The organism is Frigoribacterium sp. Leaf415, from assembly GCF_001424645.1.
GTDB lineage: Bacteria > Actinomycetota > Actinomycetes > Actinomycetales > Microbacteriaceae > Frigoribacterium.
This window is the reverse complement of sequence record NZ_LMQR01000003.1, coordinates 17,558-43,291: the sequence shown is the minus strand read 5'-3', so window position 1 is coordinate 43,291 and position 25,734 is coordinate 17,558. Positions and strand designations below refer to the sequence as shown.

The 25,734-nt window shown below is 72.5% G+C and carries 23 protein-coding genes; 11 read left to right on the top strand and 12 right to left on the bottom strand.

What is annotated here, in order from left to right:
* Positions 1–2 precede the first annotated feature (2 nt).
* Both ASG28_RS15830 and ASG28_RS15825 read right to left on the bottom strand, forming a co-directional pair.
* Positions 3–1,298 carry an ABC transporter substrate-binding protein gene (locus ASG28_RS15830; protein WP_055978261.1) on the bottom strand — a complete coding sequence of 432 codons (1,296 nt, stop codon included), beginning with the start codon at positions 1,296–1,298 and terminating at the stop codon, positions 3–5.
* Positions 1,299–1,423: 125 nt separating this feature from the next.
* Positions 1,424–2,440: a LacI family DNA-binding transcriptional regulator gene (locus tag ASG28_RS15825; RefSeq protein ID WP_055978259.1), complete on the bottom strand. Its 1,017-nt coding sequence runs from the start codon at positions 2,438–2,440 to the stop codon at positions 1,424–1,426.
* Positions 2,441–2,669: 229 nt separating this feature from the next.
* Between ASG28_RS15825 and xylA the strand changes: the two genes are divergently transcribed.
* From xylA to ASG28_RS15800, 5 genes are all read left to right on the top strand, one after another.
* Positions 2,670–3,863 carry a xylose isomerase gene (xylA, locus tag ASG28_RS15820; RefSeq protein ID WP_055978258.1) on the top strand — a complete coding sequence of 398 codons (1,194 nt, stop codon included), beginning with the start codon at positions 2,670–2,672 and terminating at the stop codon, positions 3,861–3,863.
* A gap of 141 nt (positions 3,864–4,004) precedes the next feature.
* Complete coding sequence (locus ASG28_RS15815) at positions 4,005–5,150, top strand: glycosyltransferase (RefSeq protein WP_055978255.1); 1,146 nt, start codon at positions 4,005–4,007, stop codon at positions 5,148–5,150.
* 58 nt (positions 5,151–5,208) lie between these two features.
* On the top strand, positions 5,209–5,901 hold the full coding sequence (locus tag ASG28_RS15810) for a TetR/AcrR family transcriptional regulator (protein ID WP_055978254.1): 693 nt from the start codon (positions 5,209–5,211) through the stop codon (positions 5,899–5,901).
* Entirely contained in the window at positions 5,898–6,617 is a 720-nt protein-coding gene (locus tag ASG28_RS16620) for a hypothetical protein (RefSeq protein ID WP_055978252.1), read from the top strand. Before ASG28_RS15810 ends, ASG28_RS16620 begins: the two co-directional genes overlap by 4 nt.
* Positions 6,614–8,617, top strand: a complete 2,004-nt coding sequence (locus ASG28_RS15800) for a YhgE/Pip family protein (RefSeq protein WP_055978250.1) — start codon at positions 6,614–6,616, stop codon at positions 8,615–8,617. The genes ASG28_RS16620 and ASG28_RS15800 overlap by 4 nt, the downstream gene beginning before the upstream one ends.
* A 78-nt stretch (positions 8,618–8,695) precedes the next feature.
* Here ASG28_RS15800 and ASG28_RS15795 read toward each other — a convergent pair whose 3' ends face one another.
* The gene (locus ASG28_RS15795) at positions 8,696–9,112 is read right to left on the bottom strand and encodes a DUF3151 domain-containing protein (protein WP_055978249.1); all 417 of its coding nucleotides are present in this window, start codon (positions 9,110–9,112) and stop codon (positions 8,696–8,698) included.
* A gap of 143 nt (positions 9,113–9,255) precedes the next feature.
* Between ASG28_RS15795 and ASG28_RS15790 the strand changes: the two genes are divergently transcribed.
* The 3 genes from ASG28_RS15790 to ASG28_RS15780 are packed head-to-tail and all read left to right on the top strand — an operon-like array spanning position 9,256 to position 12,452.
* Positions 9,256–10,416 (top strand): glycosyltransferase, encoded by a 1,161-nt coding sequence (locus ASG28_RS15790; protein WP_157485816.1) that lies wholly within the window; start codon positions 9,256–9,258, stop codon positions 10,414–10,416.
* Positions 10,417–10,467: 51 nt separating this feature from the next.
* Positions 10,468–11,877 carry a polysaccharide biosynthesis tyrosine autokinase gene (locus ASG28_RS15785; protein WP_055978247.1) on the top strand — a complete coding sequence of 470 codons (1,410 nt, stop codon included), beginning with the start codon at positions 10,468–10,470 and terminating at the stop codon, positions 11,875–11,877.
* Positions 11,874–12,452 (top strand): arsenate reductase/protein-tyrosine-phosphatase family protein, encoded by a 579-nt coding sequence (locus ASG28_RS15780; RefSeq protein WP_055978245.1) that lies wholly within the window; start codon positions 11,874–11,876, stop codon positions 12,450–12,452. Before ASG28_RS15785 ends, ASG28_RS15780 begins: the two co-directional genes overlap by 4 nt.
* 117 nt (positions 12,453–12,569) lie before the next feature.
* Here the strand turns inward: ASG28_RS15780 and ASG28_RS15775 are convergent, their stop codons facing one another.
* The 5 genes from ASG28_RS15775 to ASG28_RS15755 form a co-directional block, all read right to left on the bottom strand.
* Complete coding sequence (locus tag ASG28_RS15775; RefSeq protein ID WP_055978244.1) at positions 12,570–13,943, bottom strand: O-antigen ligase family protein; 1,374 nt, start codon at positions 13,941–13,943, stop codon at positions 12,570–12,572.
* A complete protein-coding gene (locus tag ASG28_RS15770) occupies positions 13,940–15,223 on the bottom strand; it encodes a hypothetical protein (protein WP_055978243.1) in 1,284 nt (427 codons plus the stop codon). Before ASG28_RS15770 ends, ASG28_RS15775 begins: the two co-directional genes overlap by 4 nt.
* Entirely contained in the window at positions 15,220–16,275 is a 1,056-nt protein-coding gene (locus tag ASG28_RS15765; RefSeq protein WP_055978241.1) for a glycosyltransferase, read from the bottom strand. The genes ASG28_RS15770 and ASG28_RS15765 overlap by 4 nt, the downstream gene beginning before the upstream one ends.
* 71 nt (positions 16,276–16,346) lie before the next feature.
* On the bottom strand, positions 16,347–17,459 hold the full coding sequence (locus ASG28_RS15760) for a glycosyltransferase (RefSeq protein ID WP_162235712.1): 1,113 nt from the start codon (positions 17,457–17,459) through the stop codon (positions 16,347–16,349).
* Positions 17,460–17,570: 111 nt separating this feature from the next.
* A complete protein-coding gene (locus ASG28_RS15755; RefSeq protein WP_055978236.1) occupies positions 17,571–18,215 on the bottom strand; it encodes a TrmH family RNA methyltransferase in 645 nt (214 codons plus the stop codon).
* A gap of 73 nt (positions 18,216–18,288) precedes the next feature.
* Between ASG28_RS15755 and ASG28_RS15750 the strand changes: the two genes are divergently transcribed.
* Complete coding sequence (locus tag ASG28_RS15750; protein ID WP_055978234.1) at positions 18,289–19,101, top strand: HAD-IIA family hydrolase; 813 nt, start codon at positions 18,289–18,291, stop codon at positions 19,099–19,101.
* Between the two features lie 31 nt (positions 19,102–19,132).
* Here the strand turns inward: ASG28_RS15750 and ASG28_RS16805 are convergent, their stop codons facing one another.
* Positions 19,133–21,439, bottom strand: a complete 2,307-nt coding sequence (locus ASG28_RS16805) for a septum formation family protein (RefSeq protein ID WP_055978232.1) — start codon at positions 21,437–21,439, stop codon at positions 19,133–19,135.
* A complete protein-coding gene (gene pyrE / locus ASG28_RS15740; RefSeq protein ID WP_055978230.1) occupies positions 21,436–21,987 on the bottom strand; it encodes an orotate phosphoribosyltransferase in 552 nt (183 codons plus the stop codon). The genes ASG28_RS16805 and pyrE overlap by 4 nt, the downstream gene beginning before the upstream one ends.
* Positions 21,988–22,110: 123 nt before the next feature.
* Here pyrE and ASG28_RS15735 point away from each other — a divergent pair, with 123 nt between their 5' ends.
* Positions 22,111–22,947, top strand: coding sequence for an exodeoxyribonuclease III (locus ASG28_RS15735; RefSeq protein ID WP_055978282.1), 837 nt, complete (start codon positions 22,111–22,113; stop codon positions 22,945–22,947).
* A 45-nt stretch (positions 22,948–22,992) separates the two neighbouring features.
* Here ASG28_RS15735 and ASG28_RS15730 read toward each other — a convergent pair whose 3' ends face one another.
* Positions 22,993–23,913, bottom strand: a complete 921-nt coding sequence (locus ASG28_RS15730; protein ID WP_055978228.1) for an AEC family transporter — start codon at positions 23,911–23,913, stop codon at positions 22,993–22,995.
* A 45-nt stretch (positions 23,914–23,958) separates the two neighbouring features.
* Positions 23,959–24,423, bottom strand: coding sequence for a hypothetical protein (locus ASG28_RS15725; RefSeq protein WP_055978226.1), 465 nt, complete (start codon positions 24,421–24,423; stop codon positions 23,959–23,961).
* 206 nt (positions 24,424–24,629) lie between these two features.
* On the opposite strand from ASG28_RS15725, the gene ASG28_RS15720 reads away from it, so the two are divergent.
* Positions 24,630–25,676, top strand: a complete 1,047-nt coding sequence (locus ASG28_RS15720) for a threonine aldolase family protein (RefSeq protein WP_055978224.1) — start codon at positions 24,630–24,632, stop codon at positions 25,674–25,676.
* Positions 25,677–25,734: the final 58 nt, after the last annotated feature.

Genomic DNA, 25,734 nt, shown 5'->3' with positions numbered 1-25,734 from the left:
GGTCACTTCCCGGTGATGTCGTCGACGCCGCTCTGGTACTGGTCGCCCAGGGTGGTGAGCATCTCGTCCGGCGTGGCGGTGCCGTTGACGAGCTCCTGGGTGCCGGCGACCAGCTGGTCGTAGAAGGTCGGCGTGGGCCAGTCCGGGTAGAACGCCAGGCCGTCGCGGTCGAGCAGGGTGTTGAAGTTCGCGATCAGCTCCTGGCTCTTCGGGTCGGTGATGTCGGCCGGGTCGGCCTTGACCGGCACGCCGCCGTTGTTGCCGATGAGGTTCTGGATCTCGGGGCGCATCGTGATGTCGATGAACTCGTACGCGAGGTCCTTGTTGGCCGCGTTCTCGGGGACGACCCAGAGGTTGCCGCCCGACCCGGGTGCCATGTCGCTGCCGGGGAACAGGAACGTGCCCCAGTCGAAGGTCGCCTCGTCGGCGACCCGTCCGGCCCACCAGCTGCCGGAGACCATGATCGGCGCCCCGCCGCTCATGAAGGTCGTGCCCATGTCCTCGGCCTTGATGCCGGTGACGTCCTTCGAGATCCAGCCGTTGTCGACGTACTCCTTCAGCTTGTCGGCGGCGTAGGTCAGCTCCGGGCCCTGCCAGTCGACGTCGCCCTCGTAGAGCTGGTAGTCGTCGACGAACGAACGGTCGGCCTTCGAGAGGGCCAGCTGGTAGAACAACTGCCCGAGCGGGTACTCGCCACCGGCCTCGGCGAGCGGCGTGATGCCGGCGTCGGCGAAGGTCTGCAGGGCCGTCTCGAACTCGTCGTACGTCGTGGGCACCGCGATGCCCTGCTCGGCGAAGGCGTCCTTGTTGTAGAACACCTCGACGTACTCGCCGTAGTTCGGGATGCCGTACCAGCTGCCCGAGCCCATGACGCCCTTCTCGTCGTACTTCGAGGTCGTGGCGATCGACGGGGCGAGGTCGTCGTCCCAGCCGTACTCGTCGACGGCGTCGTCGAGGTTCGCGAGCAGCCCCTGGCTCGCGAGCAGGCCCGCCGTGGCGTTGCCCTTGTTGTACTCGAGGATGTCGGGTGCCTCGTTCGAGTTGAGCACCTGGCTCGCGGTCGAGCGGATCTGCTCGAAGCTCTTCTCCTCGAACTCGACCTTCGCACCGGTCTCTTCCTCGAAGGTGGCGATCGCCTGGTCCCAGGCGATGCCCATGGCGCTGGTCTCGCTCTCGAAGTGCCAGAGCTTCAGCACGTCGGGGTCGGACGACCCCGAGCTGCCTGCCGAGCATCCGGTCAGCAGCGCCGCGGTGGCCGCGAGGGCCGTCCCGACGGCGACGATGCGTCGTTTCTTCATGTGTCTACCTCCTCGTAGAGGCCCCGTGCTGATCGTCGAAGCGTTTCGACGATCAGCGTGGAGCGATGTGATCTGGCCGTCGGATGACGGTGGTGCGATGGTGCGGTGGTGCGGTCGGTAGGGGTTCAGGAGGCGCGGGCCGGCCCGGAGACCGAGCCCTTCGCCAGGTAGGTGGGCGCGATCAACTCGACGCCCGTGTCGAGACGACCGTCGATCCGCTCGAAGGCGGCCCCGACCGCCCGCGAGCACATCTCGTCGATCGGCAGCGGGATGGTGTCGAGGGCCGGCTCGAACTCGTCGGCGGGGTAGCTGGCACAGGCCGCCAGCACCGAGAGGTCGCGGGGGATCTCGAGCCCGAGGCGGCGGACGCGCTGGAGGACGGCCTCGGCGGTGGGCTCGCTGCAGTGCAGCACGAGCGCGGTCATGCCGGGCAGCCTCTCGCGGAGGTCGTCGAACGCCCGGACGGCCGACGCCCGCCCGAGGTCCGCCGCCACGGTCAGCGTCTCGACGCCGCGGCTGTCGGCCCGGCCCGCGAAGGCGTCGTCGAAACGTCGGATGAAGCCGGTGTCGCGCTCGCCGTAGGAGGCCGGGTGACCGATGACGCCGATGGTCCGGTGCCCGGCGTCGGCAAGACGGTCGACGCTCTCGGCGGCTGCGGCCGCGAAGTCGAGGTCGATGCAGGCGAGGTCGTCGACGCCCTGCGGGATGCCGATGAACCCGGCCGGCAGGTCGAGTTCGCGCACGAGGTCGACGCGCTCGTCGACGGTCGCGACGCCGATCGCGACGACGCCGTCGACGAGCGAGCTCGAGGCCACGCGCCGGATGCCGGACACCTCGTCGTCGGTGGCGAGGAGCAACACGTCGTAGTCCCGACGACGGGCCGCCTCGACGACGGCGGTGACGAACCGCATCTGGGTGGGCTGGTGGTTGTCGGGCCGGATCGGCGCGCTGAGCGCCAGGATGTTGGTCCGGGCACCGGCGAGCATGCGGGCTCCGGCATGCGGCCGGTAGCCGAGCCGCTCGACGGCGTCGGTGACCCGCTGCCGGGTCGACGCCGCGATCGACCGCTTGCCGGACAGGGCGTACGAGACCGTCGAGATCGACACACCGGCGGCCTGGGCCACGTCGTGGATCGTCGTCATGATGACCTCGCTGTCGATTGCCGAACGGGTGCGGAAGCGCTTCGACTGCCGCGGGTCGAGACACTACGTCAGCCGCGACGGGGCGCGCAAGTCTTTTGTGGGAGCCCGCGACAAATGGCCCCGACCTCTTCCGCGCCGACGAAAGACGGGATATGTTGAGGCTCACAACATTCGCGTCGGGGCGGGATCGCCCCACGCGACCGACCGCTCGACCCTGGAAGGGACACCGATGTCCACCACCCCCACCCGCGAAGACAAGTTCTCGTTCGGCCTCTGGACGATCGGCTACAACGGCTCGGACCCCTTCGGCGGCCCGACCCGCCCGCAGCTCGACGTCGTCGAGGCCGTCGAGAACCTCGACCGCCTCGGCGCCTACGGGCTGACCTTCCACGACGACGACCTGTTCGCCTTCGGCTCGACCGACGCCGAACGCCAGAAGCAGATCGACCGCCTGAAGGGCGCCCTCGACGCGACCGGGATCGTCGTGCCGATGGTCACCACGAACCTCTTCAGCGCCCCCGTCTTCAAGGACGGCGGCTTCACCTCGAACGACCGCGGCGTGCGACGTTTCGCCCTGCGCAAGGTGCTCCGCAACATCGACCTCGCCGCCGAGCTCGGCGCGAAGACCTTCGTCATGTGGGGTGGTCGCGAGGGCGCCGAGTACGACAGCGCGAAGGACGTGCAGGCCGCCCTCTCGCGCTACAAGGAGGGCGTCGACATGCTCTCGCAGTACGTGCTCGACAAGGGCTACGACCTGCGCTTCGCGATCGAGCCCAAGCCCAACGAGCCCCGCGGCGACATCCTGCTGCCGACCCTCGGTCACGCCATCGCGTTCATCGAGACGCTCGAGCACCCCGAGATGGCCGGCGTGAACCCCGAGGTCGGTCACGAGCAGATGGCCGGACTGAACTTCACGGCCGGCATCGCCCAGGCGCTCTACCAGGGCAAGCTCTTCCACATCGACCTCAACGGTCAGCGCGGCATCAAGTACGACCAGGACCTCGTGTTCGGCCACGGCGACCTCCAGAACGCCTTCTCGCTCGTCGACCTGCTCGAGCACGGCTCGCCCCAGGGCGGACCGACCTACGACGGCCCGCGTCACTTCGACTACAAGCCCTCGCGCACCGAGACGATCGACGGCGTGTGGGAGTCCGCGGCCGCCAACATGCGGATGTACCTGCTCCTCAAGGAGCGCGCGCAGGCCTTCCGCGCCGACCCCGAGGTGCAGGAGGCCCTGGCCGCCAGCCAGGTCGCCGAGCTCTCGGTGAACACCCTCGCCGACGGTGAAGGCTACGAGCAGCTGCTCGCCGACCGCGCCTCCTACGAGGACTTCGACGCCGACGCCCACTTCGGCGGACACGGGTACGGCTTCGTGCGGTTGCAGCAGCTCGCCCTCGAGCACCTGATGGGCGCTCGGGGCTAGAGCCCGGCGCGTCGGCGTTCGCATCGCGAGCGCCGACGCGCCCCGTCCGGTCGGGCGGCCGACCCGGCGGCACCAGCAGGGGGCAGGAATCCGGTATATTACGAGCATTGCTCTGAAGACCGGCCGAACGGATCGACCTCGATGACTGCCCGCCCCTTGCGCCCCCGCCGTTCGGCGACCGATCGACCGTCGGTCGCCGTCATCGGCACCCGCGGCTACCCCAGCTACTACGGCGGGTTCGAGACCGCGGTGCGCCGGATCGCCCCCGCCCTGGTCGACGCCGGCTGGGACGTCACGGTCTACGGTCGCGACGGGTCGACCCGCGACGACGACCCCGCCCGCGACCGTCGGGTCACCTCCCGCCTGACGAAGGGCGTCGAGAGCAAATCGCTCAGCACCCTGAGCTACGGCCTCACCGCCGTGCTGGACGCCCTCGTGCGCCGGCCCGACGCGGCCCTCGTCATGAACGTGGCCAACGGCTTCTGGCTGCCCTTGCTCAGGCTGCGCGGCATCCCCGTGCTGGTCAACGTCGACGGCATCGAGTGGGAGCGTGCCAAGTGGGGACGCGCGGCGAAGACGGTGTTCCGTCTCGGAGCAAAGGCCAGCGCGCGCTTCGCGAACGGGCTGATCTGCGACGCCCGCGAGATCGTCCGGCGCTGGCAGGCCGACTTCGGCGTGGACGGCCTGTTCATCCCCTACGGCGGCGACCCGGTCCGCGACCTGCCGGTCGAGCCGGGCCAGCGACACCGCGGGTACGCCCTGGTCGTCGCGCGCTTCGTCCCCGAGAACACCGTCGTCGAGTTCGTCGAGGCGGCCCGCTCGATCGCCGAGCGGCACGACGTGGTCATCGTCGGCTCGACCGGCTACGGCGGCGAACTCGACGAGCTCGTGCGCGGACTGGCCGAGGCGAACGACCGCGTGACCTGGCTCGGCCACGTCAGCGACGACGATCGTCTGCACGCCCTCTGGCAGCACGCCGGGGCCTACTTCCACGGCCACAGCGTCGGCGGCACGAACCCGGCGCTGGTGCAGGCCATGTTCGCGGGGGCGCCCGTCGTCGCGCGCGACACCGTCTACAACCGCGAGGTGCTCGACGGAGCCGGCACCCTCGTGGCGCCCGAGCCCGCCGCCATCGCCGCCGCCGTCACCGCGCTGCTCGACGATCCGGCCGAGCAGGAAAGCCTCAGCGCGGCGGCCCTTTCTCGTGCCGCGGACGCCTACACCTGGCAGTCCGTCTGCGACGCCTACGAGGAGGCGCTGCGAGCGACCCTGCCCCGCTCGCGCTGACCGACGATCCCCCGGCAAATAACTTGCACAAAGGTGTGCAAGATCGTACGATCGGGTCATGCCTGCCGCCGATGACCCCGTCCGCGCCACCCGTGCGCCACGCCGCGACGCCACCGCGAACCGCGACGCACTGATCTCCGCCGCGGCACTGCTTCTCAACCGCGACCCGTCCGTGCCGCTCGAGGCCATCGCCGCCGAGGCTGGCCTGTCCCGACGCTCGGTCTACGGCCACTTCGCCACGCGGGACGACCTCGTGCGCGAGGTCAGCCTGCGCGGTGCCGCCCGCATCGGCGTCGCCGCGAGACCGGCACCGATCGCGGACCCGGTCGTGCAACTCGCCTCCCTGGCCGCCCGACTCTGGGCCGAGGTCGAGCACGTGCGCGTCATGGCGCAGTTGACCGTGCGCGGCCCGATGGCCCACGAGGTCGGCGAGGCGCTCGCCCCGTTGCGGAAGACCGTCCGCGACGTCGTCCGTCGTGGCGTGGAATCCGGACGCATGCGCGACGACATCGCTCCCCACACGCTGGCCCACCTGGTGGAAGGCGCCGCCCTGTCCGTGCTCGACGAGGCCACGACGCAGCGGCTCAGCCGCTCCGAGGGCCACCGGCTCGTCATGCTGGCGGTGCTCGGCGTCGTCGGCCTCGACTGGCGCACCGCCGGCGACCTCGTCGCGACCGCCCCCGAACTCGCGCTCCCTCCCGAACCGGCGACCGGCGCCTCCTCGATGCCCCCGACCGGAGAACCCGCATGAGACTCGAACTGCACGACGTCGCGATCGGCGACGGCCCCGGCGCGGCACTCCCCCGGCTCGGCGCGGTCGCCGACCGCTGGGTCCCGGGCTTCGTCGCGGTCGAGACCGAGAACGCGCCCACCCTGGCGTCACTCGTCGCGGGAGGCCGCATGCGCCCCGAGACCGGACGGGTGACGATCGACGGTCGGGCGGACGACGCGGCGATCCGCGCCTCCTTCGCCCTCGTCGACACACCCACCGTCGCCGAACCGTTCGCGGCCCTCACGGTCGTCCAGGTCGCCCGCGAAGAGCTCGCCCTCGCCGGGCTCCGCGCCGACAAGGCCGCGGCTCGTCTGCTGCTCGCGGAGATCGGGCTGGGCGAGCACGAGCGGACCCGCCTGAGCGCCCTGCCCACCGAGCTGCGCGTCCGTCTCCTCTGCGAGTTGGCGGTGCTGCGTCCAGAGGTGCGAGGACTGATCGTGACCACCCCCGAACGTCACGGGGGCGACGTCGCCGCCTGGCTCTCGGTCGTCCACGACCTCGTCGGCCGCGACTACACCGTGTTGACCATCACCGGGTTCGCGGCCCTCGCGACGATCGAGTCGCTGCCCACGCCCGAGTTCGCCGCGGCCGGGACCGACGCCGTACCCGAGACCGACACCGCGCCTCCTTCCTCCCCCGACGACACCGCGGTCGCCACCACCCCCGACACCTCCGTCGAAAGCGACCAGCCGTGAAGATCTACGCCCTCGTCCGTTCCGAGCTGCAGCGCCTCACCGCCACCCCGCTCGCCCGCCTGGCACTCGTCGCGCTGATGACCGTGCCGCTGCTCTACGGCGGCCTGTACCTCTGGGCCAACCAGGACCCCTACGCCAAGCTCGACCAGATCCCGGCCGCCCTCGTGAACACCGACGCAGGGACCACGGTCGACGGCGAGACGGTGAACTACGGCGACGAGGTCACCGACCAGATCACCGACGGCGGCGACTTCGACTGGCACGTCGTCTCGGCCGCCCAGGCCGCGGCGGGCCTGCGCGACCAGACCTACGACTTCACCTTCACGATCCCGAAGGGCTTCAGCGACGACCTCACCTCGGCGAGCGGCGACGACCCGAAGCGGGCCCAGATCACCCTCGCGACGAGCGACGTCAACAGCTACCTCTCGTCCACGATCGCCGAGCAGGCGGCGAAGACCATCCGGGCCTCGGTCACCGAGAAGGTCGGCAAGGAGGCGGCGGGCCGCCTGCTGGTCGGCCTGGCCGACGTGCGCACGAACCTGGGCAGCGCGGTCGACGGGGCGAACCAGCTCGTCGCCGGCACCGGTTCGGCCGTCGCCGGCGCGAACCAGCTGGCCGACGGTGCGGCCGACGCGGCGACCGGGGCCCACACCCTCGCCGACGGGACGAGCCAGCTCAGCTCGGGGGCGTCCGCGCTGGACACGGGGCTTCAGACGCTGAAGACCCAGACGACGGACCTGCCCGCGCAGACCCAGACCCTGGCTGACGGTGCCGCCCAGGTGGCGGCCGGCAACGATGCCCTGGCCACCGGCGTGGCCGACGCTGCAACGACGAGCGCGACGGCCGCGGCCGGCCTGCCCGCCGCCCAGCAGCAGGCGCAGCAGCAGATCGCCGAAGCCCTGCGCCAGCAGGGTTACACCGACGAGCAGATCCAGCAGATCGCCGCGACCTTCGCCCCCGCGACCGAGTCGCTGACCACCGCCCTCCAGGACGCGAACACCCAGATCCAGGGGCTGAACACCCAGGTGGGGCAGCTCGCCACGGGTGCCGACCAGGTCTCGACCGGTGCCGCGACCCTGGCCGCCGCCACACCGGCCCTGACCCAGGGCATCTCGTCGGCCGCGACCGGCTCGTCGCAACTCGCCACGGGCGCGGCGAGCGCCGCCTCGGGCGCCTCGACCCTCGCGACCGGTCTCGACACCCTGAGCAGCGGGTCCACCTCGCTGCGCGACGGCGTCGTCAGCCTCGACACCGGCACCACCCAGCTCCGCGACGGACTGCAGAGCGGACTCGGCGAGATCCCCGCGAGCACCGACCGGACGCGCGACGACCAGGCGAGCGCCATCAGCGACCCGGTCGCGGTCAAGGACGCCGCCCTCACGAGTGCCGGCACCTACGGCGCCGGACTGGCACCGTTCTTCATCAGCCTCGCGGCCTGGATCGGCATGTACGCGCTGTTCCTGATCGTGAAGCCGATCTCGAAGCGGGCCATCACCGCCGTCAAGGCCCCCGTGCGCATCTCGCTGGCCGGCTGGCTGGCCCCGGTGGTGCTCGGCGTCGTGCAGATGGTCGCGCTCTACGTCATCGTCACGCAGGCGCTCGGCTTCGAGGTCGCCCACCCGCTCGGCATGATCGGGCTGATGGCCCTCGCCTCGGCGGCGTTCGCGGCGATCATCATGACGCTCAACGTCTGGCTCGGCAGCGTCGGGCAGTTCCTCGGCCTGGTGCTGATGGTCGTGCAGCTCGTCACGGCCGGCGGGACCTTCCCGTGGCAGACCCTGCCCGCCCCGCTCGCAGCCCTCCACTTCGTGCTGCCGATGAGCTACGCCACCGACGGCCTGCGCCAGGTGATGTACGGCGGCAGCTCGGCCGCGGCCTGGGGCGACGCCGGCGTGCTGGCGGCCTGGCTGCTCGGCGCGCTCGTGCTGACCTGGGTCGCGACCTCCCGCATGACACGGGCGCGCACGATGCGCGACCTGCGGCCCTCGCTGATCGGCTGAGACCGCCGCTTCCGCCGAGGACGCAGGAGGCGCGGGTCGCGTGACCCGCGCCTCCTGCGTCCTCGCGCGGTCGCGCCGCTAGTCGGTGCGGGTCTCGAGGGTGGGGAGCACGGCGGGGTCGGCGTCGTGCAGGAACGTCGTGAGGCGTTCGACCTCGTCGACCTCGCCGATGGCGGCCGCACCTCGCCGGAGGGCGAAGAGGGACCGCAGCACGCCCCGGTTGGGTTCGTGCGACCACGGCACGGGGCCCTGTCCGCGCCACCCCGCCTTCCGCAGCGCGTCGAGCCCGCGGTGGTAGCCGACGCGGGCATAGGCGTAGGCCTCGAGCTCGGCGCCGCGGGCGTCGGACTCGTCGCTGAGCAGTGCCCAGGCGAGCGACGACGTGGGGTGGGCGACGACGACCTCGGCCGTCGTCAGCGTCTCGAGGTCGGCGACGACGTCGGGTTCGGCGGGCAGGCGGGTCTCGGGCACGCCGAGCAGGTTCGTTGCGGTCATCCCCCCATCATCCCCGACGTCCGTCCCGGGGACCGTCGCGAGCCTGGTATAACTCGTTTCGTCGTGCAATACTGAGATATCACACACGGTCATCGGCCGTGTCGGGCGCCACGGTGCCCGCGAGCTCTCGACGAAAGACCACCGTGCCCACGACCCGACCGCGCCGCGCCGCCCTCGACTCCCCCGCCCTCCTGGCGTACCCGATGCACGGCCAGCGCAAGCTGCTCGACGAGGGCTACCGCACCCGGGACGGTCACCTGATCGAATGGCTCGGTCACGACCTCGCGGGCCGTGGCGGGGTCACCGTCGTCTCGAGGCCGGAGCCCCTCCTGACCTCGATCGCCCGCCGCCGCCCGATCGGGGCACCGGCCGTCGGCACCCGGTCGGTCGACCAGATCACGCTCCGGGCTCCCGACCCGCGCGACCGACGACGCTGGTGGGTCGCGTCCGCCCGCGCCTACCCCTCGTTGCCCTCGTCGGCGGCATCCGTGCCGGCCCTCGTCTGGAACCCCTTCGCCGCCGTCGCCCCGGTCGCGGCCAATCCCTTCGCCGGTCCCCGGCGGGTCGTCCTCGACCTGCTGGACGACTGGAGCCGGCACTACGCCTTCGAGAGCATCCGCGCCGAGGTCGACGAGGCCTACGCGGCCGCCTTCGCCCTCGCGGACGTCGTGACGGCCAACGGCGCGGGCACCGCCGACCTCGCCCGCCGACACGGACGCACCGACGTCGTCCTGCTGCCCAACGGCTGCGACCCGCACCGCTTCGACGGCACGAGCCGGGCGACCGGCCCGACCACCGTCGGGTACGTGGGCAAGATCGGGCGGAGGCTCGACCTCGCCGGCATCCTGGCGACCGTCGCCGCCCTGCCCCACGTGTCGTTCGTGTTCGCCGGCCCGGTGCTGGACGCCGAGTACGGGGTGCTGGCCGACTCGCCCAACGTCACCCTGCTGGGCGACGTGCACTACGACCGCGTGCCGGCCCTGCTGCAGACCTTCGACGTCGGCTGGGTGCCCCACCACGTCGGCGAGCGCGAGGTCGGCGGCGACGTCATCAAGACCTACGAGTACCGCGCGGCGGGTCTCCCCGTCCTCAGCACGGCCGTCTGCGGCATCGAGGCGCGCGGCCTGGACGGCGTGACGGTCGCCGACACCGCCGAGCACGCCTCGGTGCTCGCCGCACTCGCCGCAGGCTCCGACGGGCGGGTGCCCCGGCTCCCGGGTGCCATCCCTCCCGACGCCACGTGGCGGCAGAAGGCCGACGTCGTCCGCGACGCGCTCCGCCTGCCGGCCCGCCGACCGTCCTAGACCCGATCAGCCCCCGATCCGACACCACGCCGTTCAGCAGGGAAGAACTCCATGGAACTCAAGACCTTCATCACCGTCGTCCGGACGCGGTGGGTCCTCATCGTCGTCGTGACCCTGAGCGCCGTGCTGCTCGGGGCGACCGCGTCGCTCGCGACGGCGAAGTCGTACTCGTCGTCGACGCAGCTCTTCGTCTCGGTCTCGTCGATCGGCTCGTCGGACGCCGGCGACCTCGTCCAGGGCAGCAGCGCCGCGCAGGCCAAGGTGCGCTCGTACGTCTCCGTCGTCACGTCGGGTCGGGTGCTCGAACCCGTCATCGCCGATCTCGGGCTCGACACCACCCCCGCCGGGCTCGCCTCGAAGATCTCGGCCTTCAGTCCGGTGAACACGTCGCTGATCGACATCTCGGTCACCGACGGCGACCCCGCGCAGGCCGCACGACTCGCCGACGCCGTGGCCACGAGCTTCGAGAAGGTGGTCGAGGAGCAGCTCGAACAACCCGTGGGCGGCGGCAGCGGGCTGGTCACCGTCGAGTCCATCGACGCTCCCGTCGTGCCGACGAGCCCGGCCAACCCCAAGCCCGTCCTCTGGATCAGCCTGGCCCTCGGCCTGGGCATCCTGTCGGGCACGGCCCTGGCCCTCCTCCGCAACACCCTCGACACGCGCATCCGCAGCAAGGCCGACGTCGAGGGGGTGACGAACGCGCCGCTGCTCGGTGGCATCGGCTTCCACACAGAAGCCTCCTCGGCCCCCCTGGTCGTCAACAACGATCCGCGCAGCCCACTCGCCGAGTCCTACCGCGCCCTCCGCACCAATCTCCAGTTCGTCTCGTTCGAGGGACGCAGCCGGACCTTCATCGTCACGTCGGCCATGCCCGGCGAGGGCAAGTCGACGACGGCGGCGAACCTGGCCGTCTGCCTGGCCGAGACCGGTGCCTCGGTGCTGCTCGTCGACGCCGACCTGCGCCGGCCCCGCGTCGCCGAGGTCATGGGCCTCGAGGGCGCCGTCGGACTGACCGACCTGCTCGTCGGGCGGGCAGAACTCGTCGACGTCGTGCAGCCGTGGGGACGCCTGGGCCTCCACGTGCTGCCCTCGGGGACCGTTCCGCCGAACCCGAGCGAACTGCTCGGCTCGCTCGCCATGGCGAGCCTCGTCTCGACGGTCGAGGTCGACTACGACTTCGTCATCATCGACACCCCGCCCCTGCTGCCGGTGACCGACGCCGCCGTCCTCAGCCGCTGCGTGAGCGGCGTGATCGTCGCGACCGCCGCCCAGCGATCGTCGCGCCACCAGCTGAAGCAGGCCCTCGCCGCCGTCTCCGAGATCGGCAGCCGCACCCTGGGGGTCGTCCTCACGATGGCCCCGACGAAGGGCCTGGGTGCCTACGGGTACGGCGCCTACGGGGGTTACTACGGTTCGGTGACCGAGAACTCGGTCCCTGCCTCGACCGCGGCGGCCCGATGACCATCCCGCCCCTCGTGATGGTGTGCACCGGGAACATCTGCCGCTCACCGTTGGCCGCCGCACTCGTGCGCAGTGCCACGTCGGCGGCCGTCGAGAGCTTCGGGACGTCGGCCCTGGTGGGTGAACCGCCGCCCCGTCCCACCCTGAAGGCCGCCGAGTCCCTCGGGCTCGACCTGTCGGCCCATCGTGCCCGTCAGCTGACGGCCGACGTGGTGGGTCGCGCTCCCCTCGTCCTGGCCCTCGCCCGGGAACACCGCCGGGCCGTCGTGTCGTTGGTGCCGAGGGCGAACCGCACGACCTTCACCCTGCGGGAGTTCGCACGCCTGAGCCGTCTCGTCGATCCCCACGAGACGGCACGCGCGATCGCATCGACCCCGGACCCCGCCGAGCGTCTGGACCGGGTCGTCGCCCTCGCGGCGGCGCACCGCGGCTCCGGCGTCCTCGTCACGCCCGACGAGGACGACGTCGTCGACCCCTTCGGGCTCGGAGCCGACGTGTACGCGAAGTCGACCGCCCAGATCGTCGACGCGACGAACGACGTCCTCGCCTACCTCGGGCGAGCCCTGAGAGCCTGATTCCGCCCCGTCCGCCTCCGACCACGCGCCCCGACGACCTGGTCGTCGGGGCGCGTCGTCGTGGGCGAGGACGACCGCGCGGCCGGACGGTCCCGCGACGGGGACGGTCCCGCTCGCTCAGCGGGCTGCCGTGAGGGTGCCGCCGACGACGCCGGGCCGGTCCGACGCGTCGCCGAGGACGCGGTCGTCGCGACTCCGGTCGTCGCGACCCCGGTGCGACCCTGACGGGTGCGCCCCGGACGGGTCCAGCGCGGCTCGGTCGTCGCCGGGACGGTCCTGCAAGGCGCAGAAGGCCCACAAGATCGCGGACGTCGAGAACCAGACGAAGTAGTCGAACGAGAAGAGGGTGACGATCATGACGACGAGGACTGCCCGCCCCGTCCGGGAGGCGTGGACGAACCCGACGACGAGCGCCGCCACCAGCGAGACGATCCCGGCGATACCGAACGTGGCGAGCGTGGTCACGAGCTGGTTGTCCACGACCGTGAAGCCCTCCTGGGGCAGGAGGCCACGGGCGTACAACTCGGCCTCGCTTCCGAAGCCGCTGCCGGCCAATGCCTCGAGCGCGGGCCGCGCGAGGAGTCCGGGGACCGATCGGACCGCCCCCATCCGGTTCTCGTACGAGCCGGATGCCACGAGCGTCCCGACCGCGTCGACGATCTCGGACGCCAGGGCGGCGGCACCCGCGACCGCCCCGAGCACCGTCAGCACGATCTTCGCTGCCCGGGACCGCGCCTCGGAGGTCATCAGGACGTAGGTCACGGCGAGGAGGACGGCGGCGACGACGCTTCGGCTTCCCGACAGCAGGATGCCCGCCGACAGCACGAGGACGGCGAACGGCGGGAACCAGACGGGGAAGGTCCGCCGCGCGACGAGGACGAGGACCAGGCAGACCGCGAGGAACACGGCGTACGGGATGGGGTGGCCGAGGGTGCCCTCGACCCGGACGAGACCACCGGGCAGGATCTTGTTGTCGCTGACGAACGAGCGGCCCGTCGCGAGGACCTTGTACCCGAAGGGGATCGGACGATGGGTGACCGTGAGCTCCACGACTCCGACCACGACCTGCGCGAGGCCGAGGACGACGAGACCGCGGACGAACACGCGGAGGTCGCGGGGCGACGACGTCGACACGAGCCACGAGACCGCGACCCCGATCGCCGCGAGCTCGGCCATGAGGACGATCGTCGACGGGGCGAGCGCCAGCACGCAGACGATCGAGAAGGCGAAGAACGCGGTCGTCGCCAGTGTGGCCCGCGGGCGGCCGACGGACCACGAGCGGGGCGAGACGAGTGCCGCCACCGAGACTCCGGCCACGGCGGCCACGGCGGCGTGGCGGACGATGTCGGGCGCGGAACCCGACGTCGTCGAGATCAGGACGGCGAAGGCGACGACGAGCGCCGCGCCTCGTCGCCGGTCGGCCGGCAGGAGGAGCCCGCCGACGAATGCGACCAGGGCCGCCGCGGCGGCACCGGCGAGGACGACGATCATCGGGCGGCCCCCCCTCGAGCGTGCGGATCCGACGGACCGACCGGGGTGGGCTCGGCGGCGGGCTCGACGGCCGGCGCGGACGAGGCGCGGCGCGACCGCGCGAGGACGACGAGCTGGACGACGAACCCGACGGCCTCGGCCGACACGAGTGCCGACACGGCGCCCAGCGCGCCGTGGTGGGCGCCGAGCACGAGGACTCCCGGAACGCCGACGACCGCCGACGCGACGGACGCCGTCGTCGTCTGGGCGTGGCGCCCTGCACTGACCAGGGCGAGGCCGGCGCCACGAGACGCGCAGATGACGGCGATCAGCACGCCGCCCGCCAGGGCGAGGTCGGGCGACACCGGGACGGTGCCCGTGAAGAGGACGACGGCGACGGCCGGCATGGACAGCGCGAAACCGACGCCGACGACGAGGCCGAGCCCGGCGTTCAGCCCGAGGGAGACCAGGCTGCGACGGTGCGCGAGTTCGGCGGAGGGCACGCCCACCCACGTCTGCAGGCGGTCGGGAATCGCGGACACGACCTGCAGCCCCATGCGCAAGGGCCGGTCCACCGCGGCGAATCCGGCGACGGAACCGGGCGAGACGGCGCCCAGCAGGGCCACGGGCAGGGATTTGTAGGTCGTCGCCACGCCACGCCCGACCACGAGGACGAGTTGGGAGCGCACGACGGCCGGGACCGCGCGGAAGTCGTCCGCCCCGGGCAGACGGGCGCCCCCGAGACGGGGCGCCACGCCGAACGTGACGACGGCAGCGAGGACCATGCCGGCGCCATAGACCTCGAGCGGCGCACCGGCGGCGATCGCGACGGCCGAGACGAGCGAGGCCAGCACGCGCGGCGACGTCTCGGCGACGAGGACCAACAGCGGGCGCCCGAGGCCGATGAAGTACCAGGTCGGGCTGAGTGCGCCGAGCGCGACACCCACGGAGACGAGCGCGGCCGCCGGGCGGTGCTCGTCCACGACGGCGAGCGTCACGGCCGCCGCGACGGGCAGCAGGACGGCGGTGGCGACGAGCTTGCTGGCCGACGCCGTGGCGAAGAGCTCACCGGGTGGCCGGGTCGCCCGGGCGACGCGTTGCGGGCCCACGATGCTCCAGCCGAGTTCGGCGACGACCGCCGTGGCGATGCCGACGGACAGGCCGACGGCCACCGCCGCCCAGCCCGACGCCCCGTGGGTCGAGGTGACCGCGGGGATCACGGCCAGCGGGGCGGCCGCACCGAGGGCCGGCACGAGCAGGTGGAGGGCGAGACGGCCGACCTGCCGCCCGAATCCCCTCACGAGTGGACCCGCCGAGGGACGAGGGCCGACAGGTGGTCCGTGAACCGGTCGTACGATCTCTGCACCACCGACTCGAGGCGCTCGGCGACGTCGTGCGGCGACTCCGCCTGGTGGGCGAGCGGCGCCCCCACCAACGCGTCGGCGATCGAGGAGGCGCTGGCCGGCTCGGTCTGGACGAGCAGGCCCCCTGCCGCGCACCGGACGTCGTCGAGGGCGCTCGATCGCTGGGTGACGACGGTCCGACCGCACGCCAGCCCCTGCCAGACCTTGTTCGCCACGACGCCGCGAGCCTTGGCCGAGGAGCCGAAGACCCCCAGGACGACGTCGGCCCGGGCGATGTGGGCGAGGAGTTCGCCCTCGGGCACCGCGTCGACGAAGGTGCACCGGTCGGCGAGGCCCGCTCGACGGACCCGCGCCTCGACGGCCCGGCGGGCGGGACCGTCGCCGACGAGGACGACCTCGACCCGGCGACGGGCTCCGATCAGTGAGAGGGCGTCGACGACGAGATCGACGCCGTGGAGGGGGATGTACCCCCCGTAGTACAACACCCGGAGCGCGTCATGAGGCGGAGCGGGCGGTTGCCAGGTGGCCCAGGCCGGGGCACCGACCGCGAGGGGGACGACCGCCGCCGAGGGGCCGTGGCGCCGGACGATCTCGGCGGCCCGGGGCTCGGTGTCGATCAGGTAGAGATCCGCGCACCTCACGGCCGCGGCGTCGAGCACACGGAACCGGAGGGCCGCGGGCGATGCCGGGGAGACCCGCCGCCAGTCGTCGACCGCGGTCTCGTGGAGACCGACGAACCCGTCGACGACGAGAGCGGCACCCTGGAGACGGGCGACGAGCCACGCGAGCGGCGCGTGGCTGAGCCGGAACTCGGAGAGCAGGACGACGTCGGCGCGCCGGGCGCCCCGGACGAGCGAGCGGACGTCCTCGATCGCGCGACGCAGCCGACCCGCGGCACGCGACCGCGGGGCGACGACGACCGACGCGCCGAGCTGTCGTTCGAGGTGGGCCCGCACGCGGACGTTGCGGGGGTAGCCCGTGTCGTGCACCCCGTACTGGAGGACCCGGAGGGGACCCGCCCCCGGGCAAGGCGCTCGGGTCGGGCGACCGGACGGGCCGCTCATCGGGCGGCCGCCGTGATGCCGAGCCGGGACAGCCGGTCGACCACGGCGTCGACCGACGCACCGACGGACAGGAGCGAGGCGTTCGCGGCGACGTGGTCCGAGACCGTCCGGCGCAGCGCGCGGTCGGCGGTCAGGTCGCGGACGGCGGACAGCCACCGGTCGGGTTCGCCCACGGGCAGGACGAGTCGTCGTCGCAGGTCGGGGTCGGTCACGAGGAGGGGTGCGGCACCGTAGCTGTCACCCAGCAGGACGGGTACGCCCGCGGCGGCGGCCTCGACGGCGCTGCGGCCGAAGGCCTCGCGTGAGGCCGTCCCGACGAAGAGTCCGGCGTCGTCCCACAGCCTCGCCGGGTCGACCCACCCGGGCATGGTCACGCCGTCGGGCAAGGAGGCGCGGAGCCGGTCCTCGAGCGGGCCCTGCCCGTGCAGGCGGCCGGGGACGCCCGCCCGTGCCGCGAGCTCGACGAACGCCGCAGGCCGCTTGTCGACGTCGAACCGGGCCGCCCAGACGAGAGGCGCGGCCGCCTCGCCCCACGAGCTGCGGGCCGAGAAACGGATGCCGGCCGGGACGAGGTGGGGACGGCGCGCCCGCGCCACCTCGTCGGCGAGGACCGGCGTCGTCGCCCAGACGTCGTCGGCCCCGCGCAGGGCGCGACCCTCGACGAGGCGGAGGGCGACCCGACGGAGGCACGCCTGCTCGCCGGGAGCGGGCCACGGCAGTCCGCGGACCCACGCCACCCAGGGCGTGGACCCGTGACGCCGCAGCCGGGCGAGGGCGACGTCGCTCTGCGTGACGAGCGTGACGACCACGTCGGCGGCATCGGCCTCGGGGGCGCTCGTCACGAGACCGGCGACCTCGTCGACGACCGCGCGACCGTGCGCGTGGACCGTCACCTCGCGGACGCCGGGGGTGGTCGCGACCGTGCCGCGAGCCGTCGGGCGCAGCCCCACGACGGCTCGCCAGTCGAGCCCCCGGCCCCGCGCTTCGGCGACCAGGTCGTGGGTCGAGCGGTAGACCCCGCTGCGGGCCATCAACGGCGCCGCGACGAGCAGGACCCGGGGCGCCGAGCGGGAGCCGCCAGCGGCGGGGGACGGGGCGGACGACGGCACGGAGCACTCTCGCTTCTGTTCGGGAGACAGGAGGTGATCGACCCTCAAGCCGAACATCAAGAGTATAGGTGTGAAATATGAGTCAGGTCAACGATCGCCCGACTCGAGGGGTCAGAAGCGGTGACGCACGACCCACGAGTGCATCACCACGGCGGCGGCGGCCGCCGCGTTGATGCTGCGCGTCGAGCCGAATTGCGAGATCTCGAGCACGGCCTCGGCCGCCGCGAGCGCCTCGGGCGACAGGCCCGGCCCCTCCTGCCCGAAGACGAGGACGCAGCGCTCGGGCAGGTCGAACGTCTCGATCGGCACCGACCCCTCGACGTTGTCGACGGCGAGGACGGGGAGGCGCTGCTCACGCGCCCACGCCAGGAACGTCTCGACGTCCGGGTGGTGCAGCACGTGCTGGTACCGGTCGGTGACCATCGCCCCCCGCTTGTTCCACCGACGGCGACCGATGATGTGCACGGTGTCGGCCGCGAACGCGTTGGCGCTGCGCACGATCGACCCGATGTTCATGTCGTGCTGCCAGTTCTCGACGGCGACGTGGAAGCCGTGCCGATGGGCGTCGATGTCGGCGACCACGGCCTCCATCGTCCAGTACCGGTAGCGGTCGACCACGTTGCGGCGGTCGCCGTCGCGCAGCAACTCGGGGTCGAAGTGATCCCCGTCGGGCCAGGCCTCCTCGCCCCCCGGCCAGGGTCCGACACCGTGCGTCAGCTCGTCGTTCGGCGGGGTCGGGGACTCGTCCTGGGGCATCGGACCAGGGTAGGCGGTGAGAGGAGGCGACCCGCGCCTCCTCGTCGTCAGGGCACCTCGCTAAGGTGACCGCATGGGTGCACGCGAAGACGTCGAATGCTGGCTGACCGACATGGACGGCGTCCTCGTCCACGAGAACCACGCGCTGCCCGGGGCGGCCGAGCTGATCCAGCAGTGGCAGGACGAGGGCACGCCCTACCTGGTGCTGACCAACAACTCGATCTTCACGCCGCGCGACCTGGCGGCCCGGCTGCGCGCCTCGGGGCTGCACGTCCCCGAAGAGCGGATCTGGACGAGCGCCCTCGCCACGGCCGACTTCTGCCGCTCGCAGATGCCCGGCGGTTCGGCGTTCGTGATCGGCGAGGCGGGCATGACGACGGCCCTGCACGAGGCCGGCTTCATCATGACCGAGACGAATCCCGACTACGTCGTCGTGGGCGAGACCCGCAACTACTCGTTCGACTCGATCACCAAGGCCGTCCGCCTGATCCTCGGCGGGGCACGGTTCATCGTGACGAACCCCGACGCGACCGGGCCCAGCGCCGACGGCGTGCTGCCCGCGACGGGCGCCATCGCCGCGATGATCTCGAAGGCCACCAACAAAGAGCCCTACGTGGTCGGAAAGCCCAACCCGATGATGTTCCGCTCGGCGATGAACCGCATCGGCGCCCACAGCGAGAACACGGCGATGATCGGCGACCGGATGGACACCGACATCATGGCCGGCATCGAGGCCGGGCTGCACACCATCCTCGTGATGACCGGCATCAGCGATCAGGCCGAGATCGACCGCTACCCGTTCCGGCCGAACGAGATCCTGGCCGGGGTGCACGAGTTGGTGCGCAGCGAGCCGATCGAGTCCGACGTGGTGCCGTCCGAGGCCTAGGCCCTCAGGAGGCGCGGGCCGGGTCGCCCCGTCAGCCCGCGACGGCGACGAGGCTGGTCGTCAGGGGTTCGCCGCCGCTGCGGTTGACGAAGCACGAATAGGTGCGGTCGCCGGCCGCCCACGCGTCGGCGTCGGCCGGGAAGCTCGCGAGCAACTGCACGTCGGGGTAGGCCGCGGCGGCCTGCCGGTCGAGCGCGTCCGCGCCCGTGCAGAGCAGGTTCATCTGGCTCTGCAGCACGTCGGCACCCGGGTAGGCCGCGGCCGTGTCCCCGTCGAGGGTGCCCAGGCGGGTGAGCTGGGCGACGTGCGGCTGCGCACAGTCGGCGACCTCGTAGTCCTGCTGCCAGGCCGATTCGAACGCCGAGAAGCACTCGCCGCCCTGCAGGTCGGCGTAAGACTGCGTGCCTGCCGCGAGCGGCCCGGCCGGGGCGACCTCGGCGGCGGGCTCGACCGGCGCAGCCGTCACGGTCCGGGCCGCGGTCGGTGCCGCGGCGGCGGCCGACGCGTCGCTCGTCAGGTCGTCGGTGGAGGCGAAGAGCGATCGCGAGAGGAAGAAGAGCGCGACCAGCAGCAGCAGGATCACGAGCCCGGCACCCAAGGCGGCCAAGCCCTTGTGCGACCGGACCCACTCGGCCAGACCCGCCGTGCGGGGTGTCGTGGCGGGCCTCTCGTCCACCGGACGGGTCTGCGGCACGAACACGCCGGCTCCGCCGACCTCACGGCGCGGCCGCTCGCCCGTCAGGGCCGAGGTGGCGCTCATCGAGAGGCCGGGCAGCACCTGCGTGGCATCGACCCCGGGGTCGTCGACGTCGGCGCGCTCGTCGAGGGCGGAACGAGGAGGCGCGAACAGCGCGGTCGCGGTCGTCACCTCGGCCCCGTCGTCCAGGCCCTCGTCGTCGGCGTCGGCGTCGGCGTCTGGTTCCGGGTCGGTGCGGGACGACCGCTCGACGTCGGGCACGGGCCCGACCTCGGACGGCGGCACGTCGCCCGAGCCGGACAGCGACCAGGCGCCGGGGGCGTCGTCCGCGTTCGCCGCGTGCTCGGGCTCGTGCTCGCTCTCGGGACGTGCGCCCCGCGGCTCGACGGCCGCGGTGCCGGCACCCGACGGGACGACACCGAGGATCTCGGTGAAGGTGGGCTCGCGGTCCCCCCTCGAGCCGGAGTCGGCCGTGGGCTCCGGGACGGACGACGCCTCGGTCGTGGGAGACGGTGTCGGCGTCGGTTTCGGTGTGGAGGGCACCGCTGCGACGCCGGGGACACCGGGCTCGACCCCGCCACGGGAGGCCACCGCGGCGGCAGCGGCCGCAGCAGCTGCGGCCGCCTCGGCCAGGCGACGCTCGCGCCGCGTCATCTCGTGGTGCTCTTCGACCCACCACGGCGCCTCGACACCGCCTTCGCGGGAATCGGCGGCCGGCTCGGGCTCAGGCTCGACATCGGACGCCGGCCCGGGCTGGGGCTCGGGCTCGGGCTCTGCTCGGAACTTTGGCTGGGGCTCGGGCGTCTGCTCCGGCTCTGCTTGGAACTCCGGCTCAACGAGGCGCTCGGGCTCGACTTCGGCCTCGGGCGTCGGCTCTGGCTCTGCCGCTGCTTGGAACGTCGGCTCCGCTCGGCGCTCGGGCTCGGGCTCGGGCTCGGGCTCGGACTCGGGCTCGGGCTCGGGCTCGGGCTCGGGCTCGGGCTCGGGCTCGGGCAGAGCATCCCAGTCGAAGGTCGCGGGTTCGGCAGATTCGGCCCGGGGTGCCGAGATCAAGGCGGTGAAGGGCCCTGGCTCGTCGCTCACGCCGCTGCGCTCCTCGACATCGGCGGAATCCGACGCCGTACCGGCATCATCGGCGTCCTCGGCGACCCCGAGGGCGGGTCGCGGCGACTCGGGTTGCGGCGACTCGGGCTGCGCGGGCACGTCGGAAACGGGCACGGACGACGGAGGCGGCGGCGGCACGGACCCCGTCAGCGCTCCGAGGTCGAGGGCCTGCGGATGGCCTGAGGTCTTCGGCGGAGGCGTCCCGGCCGGGGACTCGGGCACCACGAACGGCAAGGGGGTCGGCGTCGGCGGCACCACGGACGAGTCCTGGGACGGCGGCTCGGCACCCGGGCCGACCGGGCGCTCGGCAGCGACGTCGTCGCGGGGGACCTCGACCGCTCGGGTGGCCGGCGGCAGGTCGAGGGCCTGGGTGGGGACGTCCTCGGGGGCGGTGTCGGGAAGACGACCCGCGCCTCCTGACGGGGTGTCGGTCGCGTCGTCGTCGTCGGCACCGTCGAACTGGGCGGCGAGCCAGTCGCTGGCGTCGTCGCGCCCGGCGTCGTCGCCGTCGTCGCCCCTGGGCCGGTCGTCGGTCACGGTGTCAACCCGAGGTCTTCCAGCCCGATCGCGGCGAAGTAGGGATAGCCCGCCGCCTCGATCACCTCGCGGGCCCCGGTGCTGCGGTCGACGACGACGGCGACGGCGGCGATCTCGGCTCCGACGGCCTCGAGGGCCTTGGCGGCGGCGAGGGGCGAACCGCCGGTCGTCGAGGTGTCCTCGAGCACGATGACGCGCTTGCCCTCGAGGTCGGGGCCCTCGACCTGCTTGCCGCGGCCGTGGTCCTTGGGCTCCTTGCGGACGACGAAGGCGTCGTAGTCCTTGCCGAGCGCCACGCCCTGGTGCAGCACGGCGGCGGCGATCGGGTCGGCGCCCATCGTCAGGCCACCGACCGCGAACACGTCGGGCACCTCGTCGATCAGGTCGACCATGACCCGGCCGATCAGGGGCGCGACGCGGTGGTCGAGGCTGACCTTGCGGAGGTCGATGTAGTACGTCGCCTTCTTGCCGCTGGTCAGCGTGAAGTCGCCATGGAAGACGGCCTCGGAGCCGATGTAGTCGATGAGCTGCGTGCGTGCGTCGGTCACGGTGACCCATGGTAGAGCAGGCGGGCTCCGAACGTCGGGGCGGGGCGGCGACGGCTCGACGCCCCGTCGGGCGACGGCGGCCGCCTCGGACCCCGCCGGTGCCGGGCCGGTACCGTGGTCGGCATGCGCGTCGCGACCTACAACGTCAACTCCGTCCGGGCTCGAGTGGGCAGGGTCGTCGACTGGCTCGTCCGTGAGGACGTCGACGTCGCGGGCCTGCAAGAGATCAAGTGCAAGCCCGAGCAGTTCCCCTACGACGCCTTCCGCGAGGCCGGCTACGAGGTCGAACTGCACGGGCTCAGCCAGTGGAACGGCGTCGCGTTCGTCAGCCGCCTGCCGATGGAGGACGTCGAGATCACCTTCCCGTCGCAGCCGGGCTTCGCCAAGGGCCAGGAAGGCCCCGACCAGCCCAAGGAGGCGCGGGCGATCGGCGTCACGGTCGAGGGCGTCCGCCTGTGGAGCCTCTACGTGCCCAACGGCCGCGAACTGGGCGACCCGCACTACGACTACAAGCTCGACTGGCTCTCGAAGCTCGCCGCCGAGACCGAGGCCTGGCTCGCCGCGCGCCCCGACCAGCCGTTGGCCCTGATGGGCGACTGGAACGTCGCACCGCTCGACACCGACGTGTGGGACATGTCGGTCTTCGAGGGCCACACCCACGTCAGCCAGCCCGAGCGCGACGCCTTCTTCCGTTTCGAGGAGGTCGGCCTGACCGACGTCGTCCGCTCGCGCCTGCCCGAGGGCTACACCTACTGGGACTACAAGCAGCTGCGCTTCCCCAAGAACGAGGGCATGCGCATCGACTTCATCCTGGGCTCGAAGGCCTTCGACGGCCTCGTGACGTCCGCGGCCATCCACCGCGACGAGCGCAAGGGCGACGCCCCGAGCGACCACGTCCCCGTGGTCGTCGACCTCGACCTCGAGACCGAGCTCGACGACGACCGCCCGATGATCTTCTGACGCCTGCGCGGCCTCACCCGGCCTCTCGACGCCAGGAGGCGCGGGTCAGGCGAGCAACGCCGCCACCAGCACCAGCACGGGAACCGAGAGGATGGTCGTCGCCAAGACCGTGTCTCGGGCGACGACGACCCCGGTCTGGTAGCGCTGGGCGTAGTTGAAGACGTTCTGGGCCGACGGCAGACCGGCCAGCACGACCGCCACGAAGAGCTCGTCGCGGTCGAAGTCGAAGACGAACGCCCCGAGCAGCCAGGCCGCGACCGGCATGACGACGAGCTTGAGGACGACGGCGACGACGATGTCGGCGCGCCCTTGCCCTGCCTGGAACGGCTTCGAGCCGTACAACGACATGCCGAACGACAGCAGGACGACCGGCACCGCGGCACCGCCCACCAACTCGAACGGCTCGCGGACGGCCTGGGGGATCTCGAGGCCGGTGACCGCCACGAGCACACCGAGGGCGGACCCGATCAGCAGGGGGTTCGTGAACGGTCGGGCGATGGTGCGCCCGAGGCTGCTGCCGCGGTTCGTCACGGTGTCCATGACGGCGAGCACGATCGGCGTGAGCACGAGCAGCTGGTAGAGCAGGACGGGGGCGACGAAGGTGGCACTGCCCAGCACGTAGGTCGCCACGGGCAGGCCGATGTTGTTCGCGTTGACGTAGGCGCCACCCATCGTCCCGATGGCCGTCTGCGCCGCACTGCGTCGGAGGACGAACTTCAGGACGACGACCGAGAGGACGGCGGCCAGGAGCGAGGCGAGCGCCGAGACCACCAACAACCGCGAGAACAGCACGTGGACGTCGGCCTGCGAGATGGTGGAGAACAGCAGGCAGGGCGTGAGGACGAAGAAGACGAGGCGCGAGAGCACCCGGTGGCCGGATTCTCCGAGCAGGTCGATGCGACCGACGACGTAGCCGGTCACGATGATCACGCCGATGATCGCGAACCCGATCAGCACTCCACCCATGGGTCCATCCTGTCGCACGCCCCGGGGGCCGGCGGGACGACCGGGTCAGGCCACGGGCACGCCGTCCCCCACCGGGGCGCCGATGCGTTCGAGCAGATGCGCCGCCTCGTCCTCGGCCTGGGCGTCGACGGCCCAGGTGACGACACCCGCCTCGCACGCGGCGACGGCGAACGCCTCGCCGGTCGGGAGCCCGCTGGCGCGGGCGAGGTCGTCGGCGAAACGCCTCGCCGCCTGGGCGACCGGGCGATCCGACGCGACGACGACGAGGGCACCGCGACGCAGGCCGTCCGCGAGGCTGTCGACCGCACGGTCGAGCTGTACCGCCGTCGGGGTGGCGGCGTCGACGGCCACCACGGCCCAGTCGAAGCCGACGACGTCGTCGATCGGGGTCGCCATCTCGCACGAGAGCACGACGACCTCGGCGTCGAGTGCCGCCGCCCGATCGGCGACGGGACGGATCACCGGGTACGGACCGGCGAGGACGAGCTTCGGGGCGTGGGCGAACAGCATGACGGGGCCTCTCGGGGTGGAAGGAGCGCCCGGCGGGTCCGACCGGGCGGGACATCGAGTCGACGATGCGTCACGTACTACTCTACGTGTGACATTTACATTGCACAAGACGTTGCGGCCGTCACCGTTCGGAACAGGCCCTGCACTCCCCTGCGCCCCCGCGCCTCCTGACACCCCGGGACCCGGCCGTCGGGCAGAATCGACGGGTGACGCGCCTCCACGATCCCTCGGTCCACACGTTCGCCAGCGACAACTACGCCGGAGCCCACCCCGAGGTGCTGCAGGCGATCGTCGACGCCGCCGGCGGCCACGTCGGCTCGTACGGCGCCGACCCGTACACGCAGCGGCTGGCCGAGGTCGTCGTCGAGACGTTCGGCGAGGGGGCGACCATCGACCCCGTGCTGACCGGCACCGGTGCGAACGTCGCGGCCCTCCAGGCCCTCACCCCGCGCTGGGCGGCCGTGATCTGCGCGACGACCGCGCACGTCTACACCGACGAGGGCGGCGCTCCCGAACGCCTGGGCGGCATCAAGCTGTTGACCGTGCCGACCCCCGACGGCAAGCTCACGCCCGAGCTGATCGACCGGCAGGCCTACGGCTGGGGCGACCAGCAGCGCCCTCAGCCCCTCGCGGTCACGATCACGCAGAGCACCGAGCTCGGCACGGTCTACACGCCCGACGAGATCCGGGCCGTGACCGACCACGCGCACACGCTCGGCATGCGGGTGCACCTCGACGGCGCGCGCCTGGCGAACGCCGCCGCCTCCCTCGGCGTCCCGCTCCGCGCTATCACGCGCGACGCCGGCGTCGACTCGGTCTCGTTCGGCGGCACGAAGAACGGCCTGGTGCTGGGCGAGTCGGTCGTGACCTTCTCCGAGGAAGCACGGGCCGGCTTGGTCTACCTGCGCAAGATGGACGCACAGTTGGCCTCGAAGATGCGCTTCGTCTCGGCACAGTTCCTGGCCATGCTCGAGGGCGACCTCTGGCTGCGGTCGGCGACGAGGGCCAACGCGATGGCCGCCCGTCTCGCCGACGGCTTGGCCACCCTGCCGGGCGTCGCTGTCACCCAGGCGGTCGACGCCAACGCCGTCTTCGTCGTCCTGCCGCCCGAGGCCGTGGAGCCCCTCCGCGCCGCGCACCACTTCTACGACTGGAACCGCGCCACGGGAGAGGTGCGACTCATGTGCTCGTTCGACACCACCGAGGCGCACGTCGACCGGTTCGTCGAGGACGCCCGCACGCTCGTCGGCTGAGGCCGGGTCCGCTCAGGCCAGGTCGGGTCAGGCCAGGTCGGGTCAGGCCAGGTCCGCT

Coding starts and splice junctions, on each gene's coding strand:
- ASG28_RS15830 (WP_055978261.1), bottom strand. CDS start 1,298: ATGAAGAAACGACGCATCGTCGCCGTCGGGACGGCCCTCGCGGCCACC.
- ASG28_RS15825 (WP_055978259.1), bottom strand. CDS start 2,440: ATGACGACGATCCACGACGTGGCCCAGGCCGCCGGTGTGTCGATCTCG.
- xylA (WP_055978258.1), top strand. CDS start 2,670: ATGTCCACCACCCCCACCCGCGAAGACAAGTTCTCGTTCGGCCTCTGG.
- ASG28_RS15815 (WP_055978255.1), top strand. CDS start 4,005: ATGACTGCCCGCCCCTTGCGCCCCCGCCGTTCGGCGACCGATCGACCG.
- ASG28_RS15810 (WP_055978254.1), top strand. CDS start 5,209: ATGCCTGCCGCCGATGACCCCGTCCGCGCCACCCGTGCGCCACGCCGC.
- ASG28_RS16620 (WP_055978252.1), top strand. CDS start 5,898: ATGAGACTCGAACTGCACGACGTCGCGATCGGCGACGGCCCCGGCGCG.
- ASG28_RS15795 (WP_055978249.1), bottom strand. CDS start 9,112: ATGACCGCAACGAACCTGCTCGGCGTGCCCGAGACCCGCCTGCCCGCC.
- ASG28_RS15785 (WP_055978247.1), top strand. CDS start 10,468: ATGGAACTCAAGACCTTCATCACCGTCGTCCGGACGCGGTGGGTCCTC.
- ASG28_RS15780 (WP_055978245.1), top strand. CDS start 11,874: ATGACCATCCCGCCCCTCGTGATGGTGTGCACCGGGAACATCTGCCGC.
- ASG28_RS15775 (WP_055978244.1), bottom strand. CDS start 13,943: ATGATCGTCGTCCTCGCCGGTGCCGCCGCGGCGGCCCTGGTCGCATTC.
- ASG28_RS15755 (WP_055978236.1), bottom strand. CDS start 18,215: ATGCCCCAGGACGAGTCCCCGACCCCGCCGAACGACGAGCTGACGCAC.
- ASG28_RS15750 (WP_055978234.1), top strand. CDS start 18,289: ATGGGTGCACGCGAAGACGTCGAATGCTGGCTGACCGACATGGACGGC.
- ASG28_RS15735 (WP_055978282.1), top strand. CDS start 22,111: ATGCGCGTCGCGACCTACAACGTCAACTCCGTCCGGGCTCGAGTGGGC.
- ASG28_RS15730 (WP_055978228.1), bottom strand. CDS start 23,913: ATGGGTGGAGTGCTGATCGGGTTCGCGATCATCGGCGTGATCATCGTG.
- ASG28_RS15725 (WP_055978226.1), bottom strand. CDS start 24,423: ATGCTGTTCGCCCACGCCCCGAAGCTCGTCCTCGCCGGTCCGTACCCG.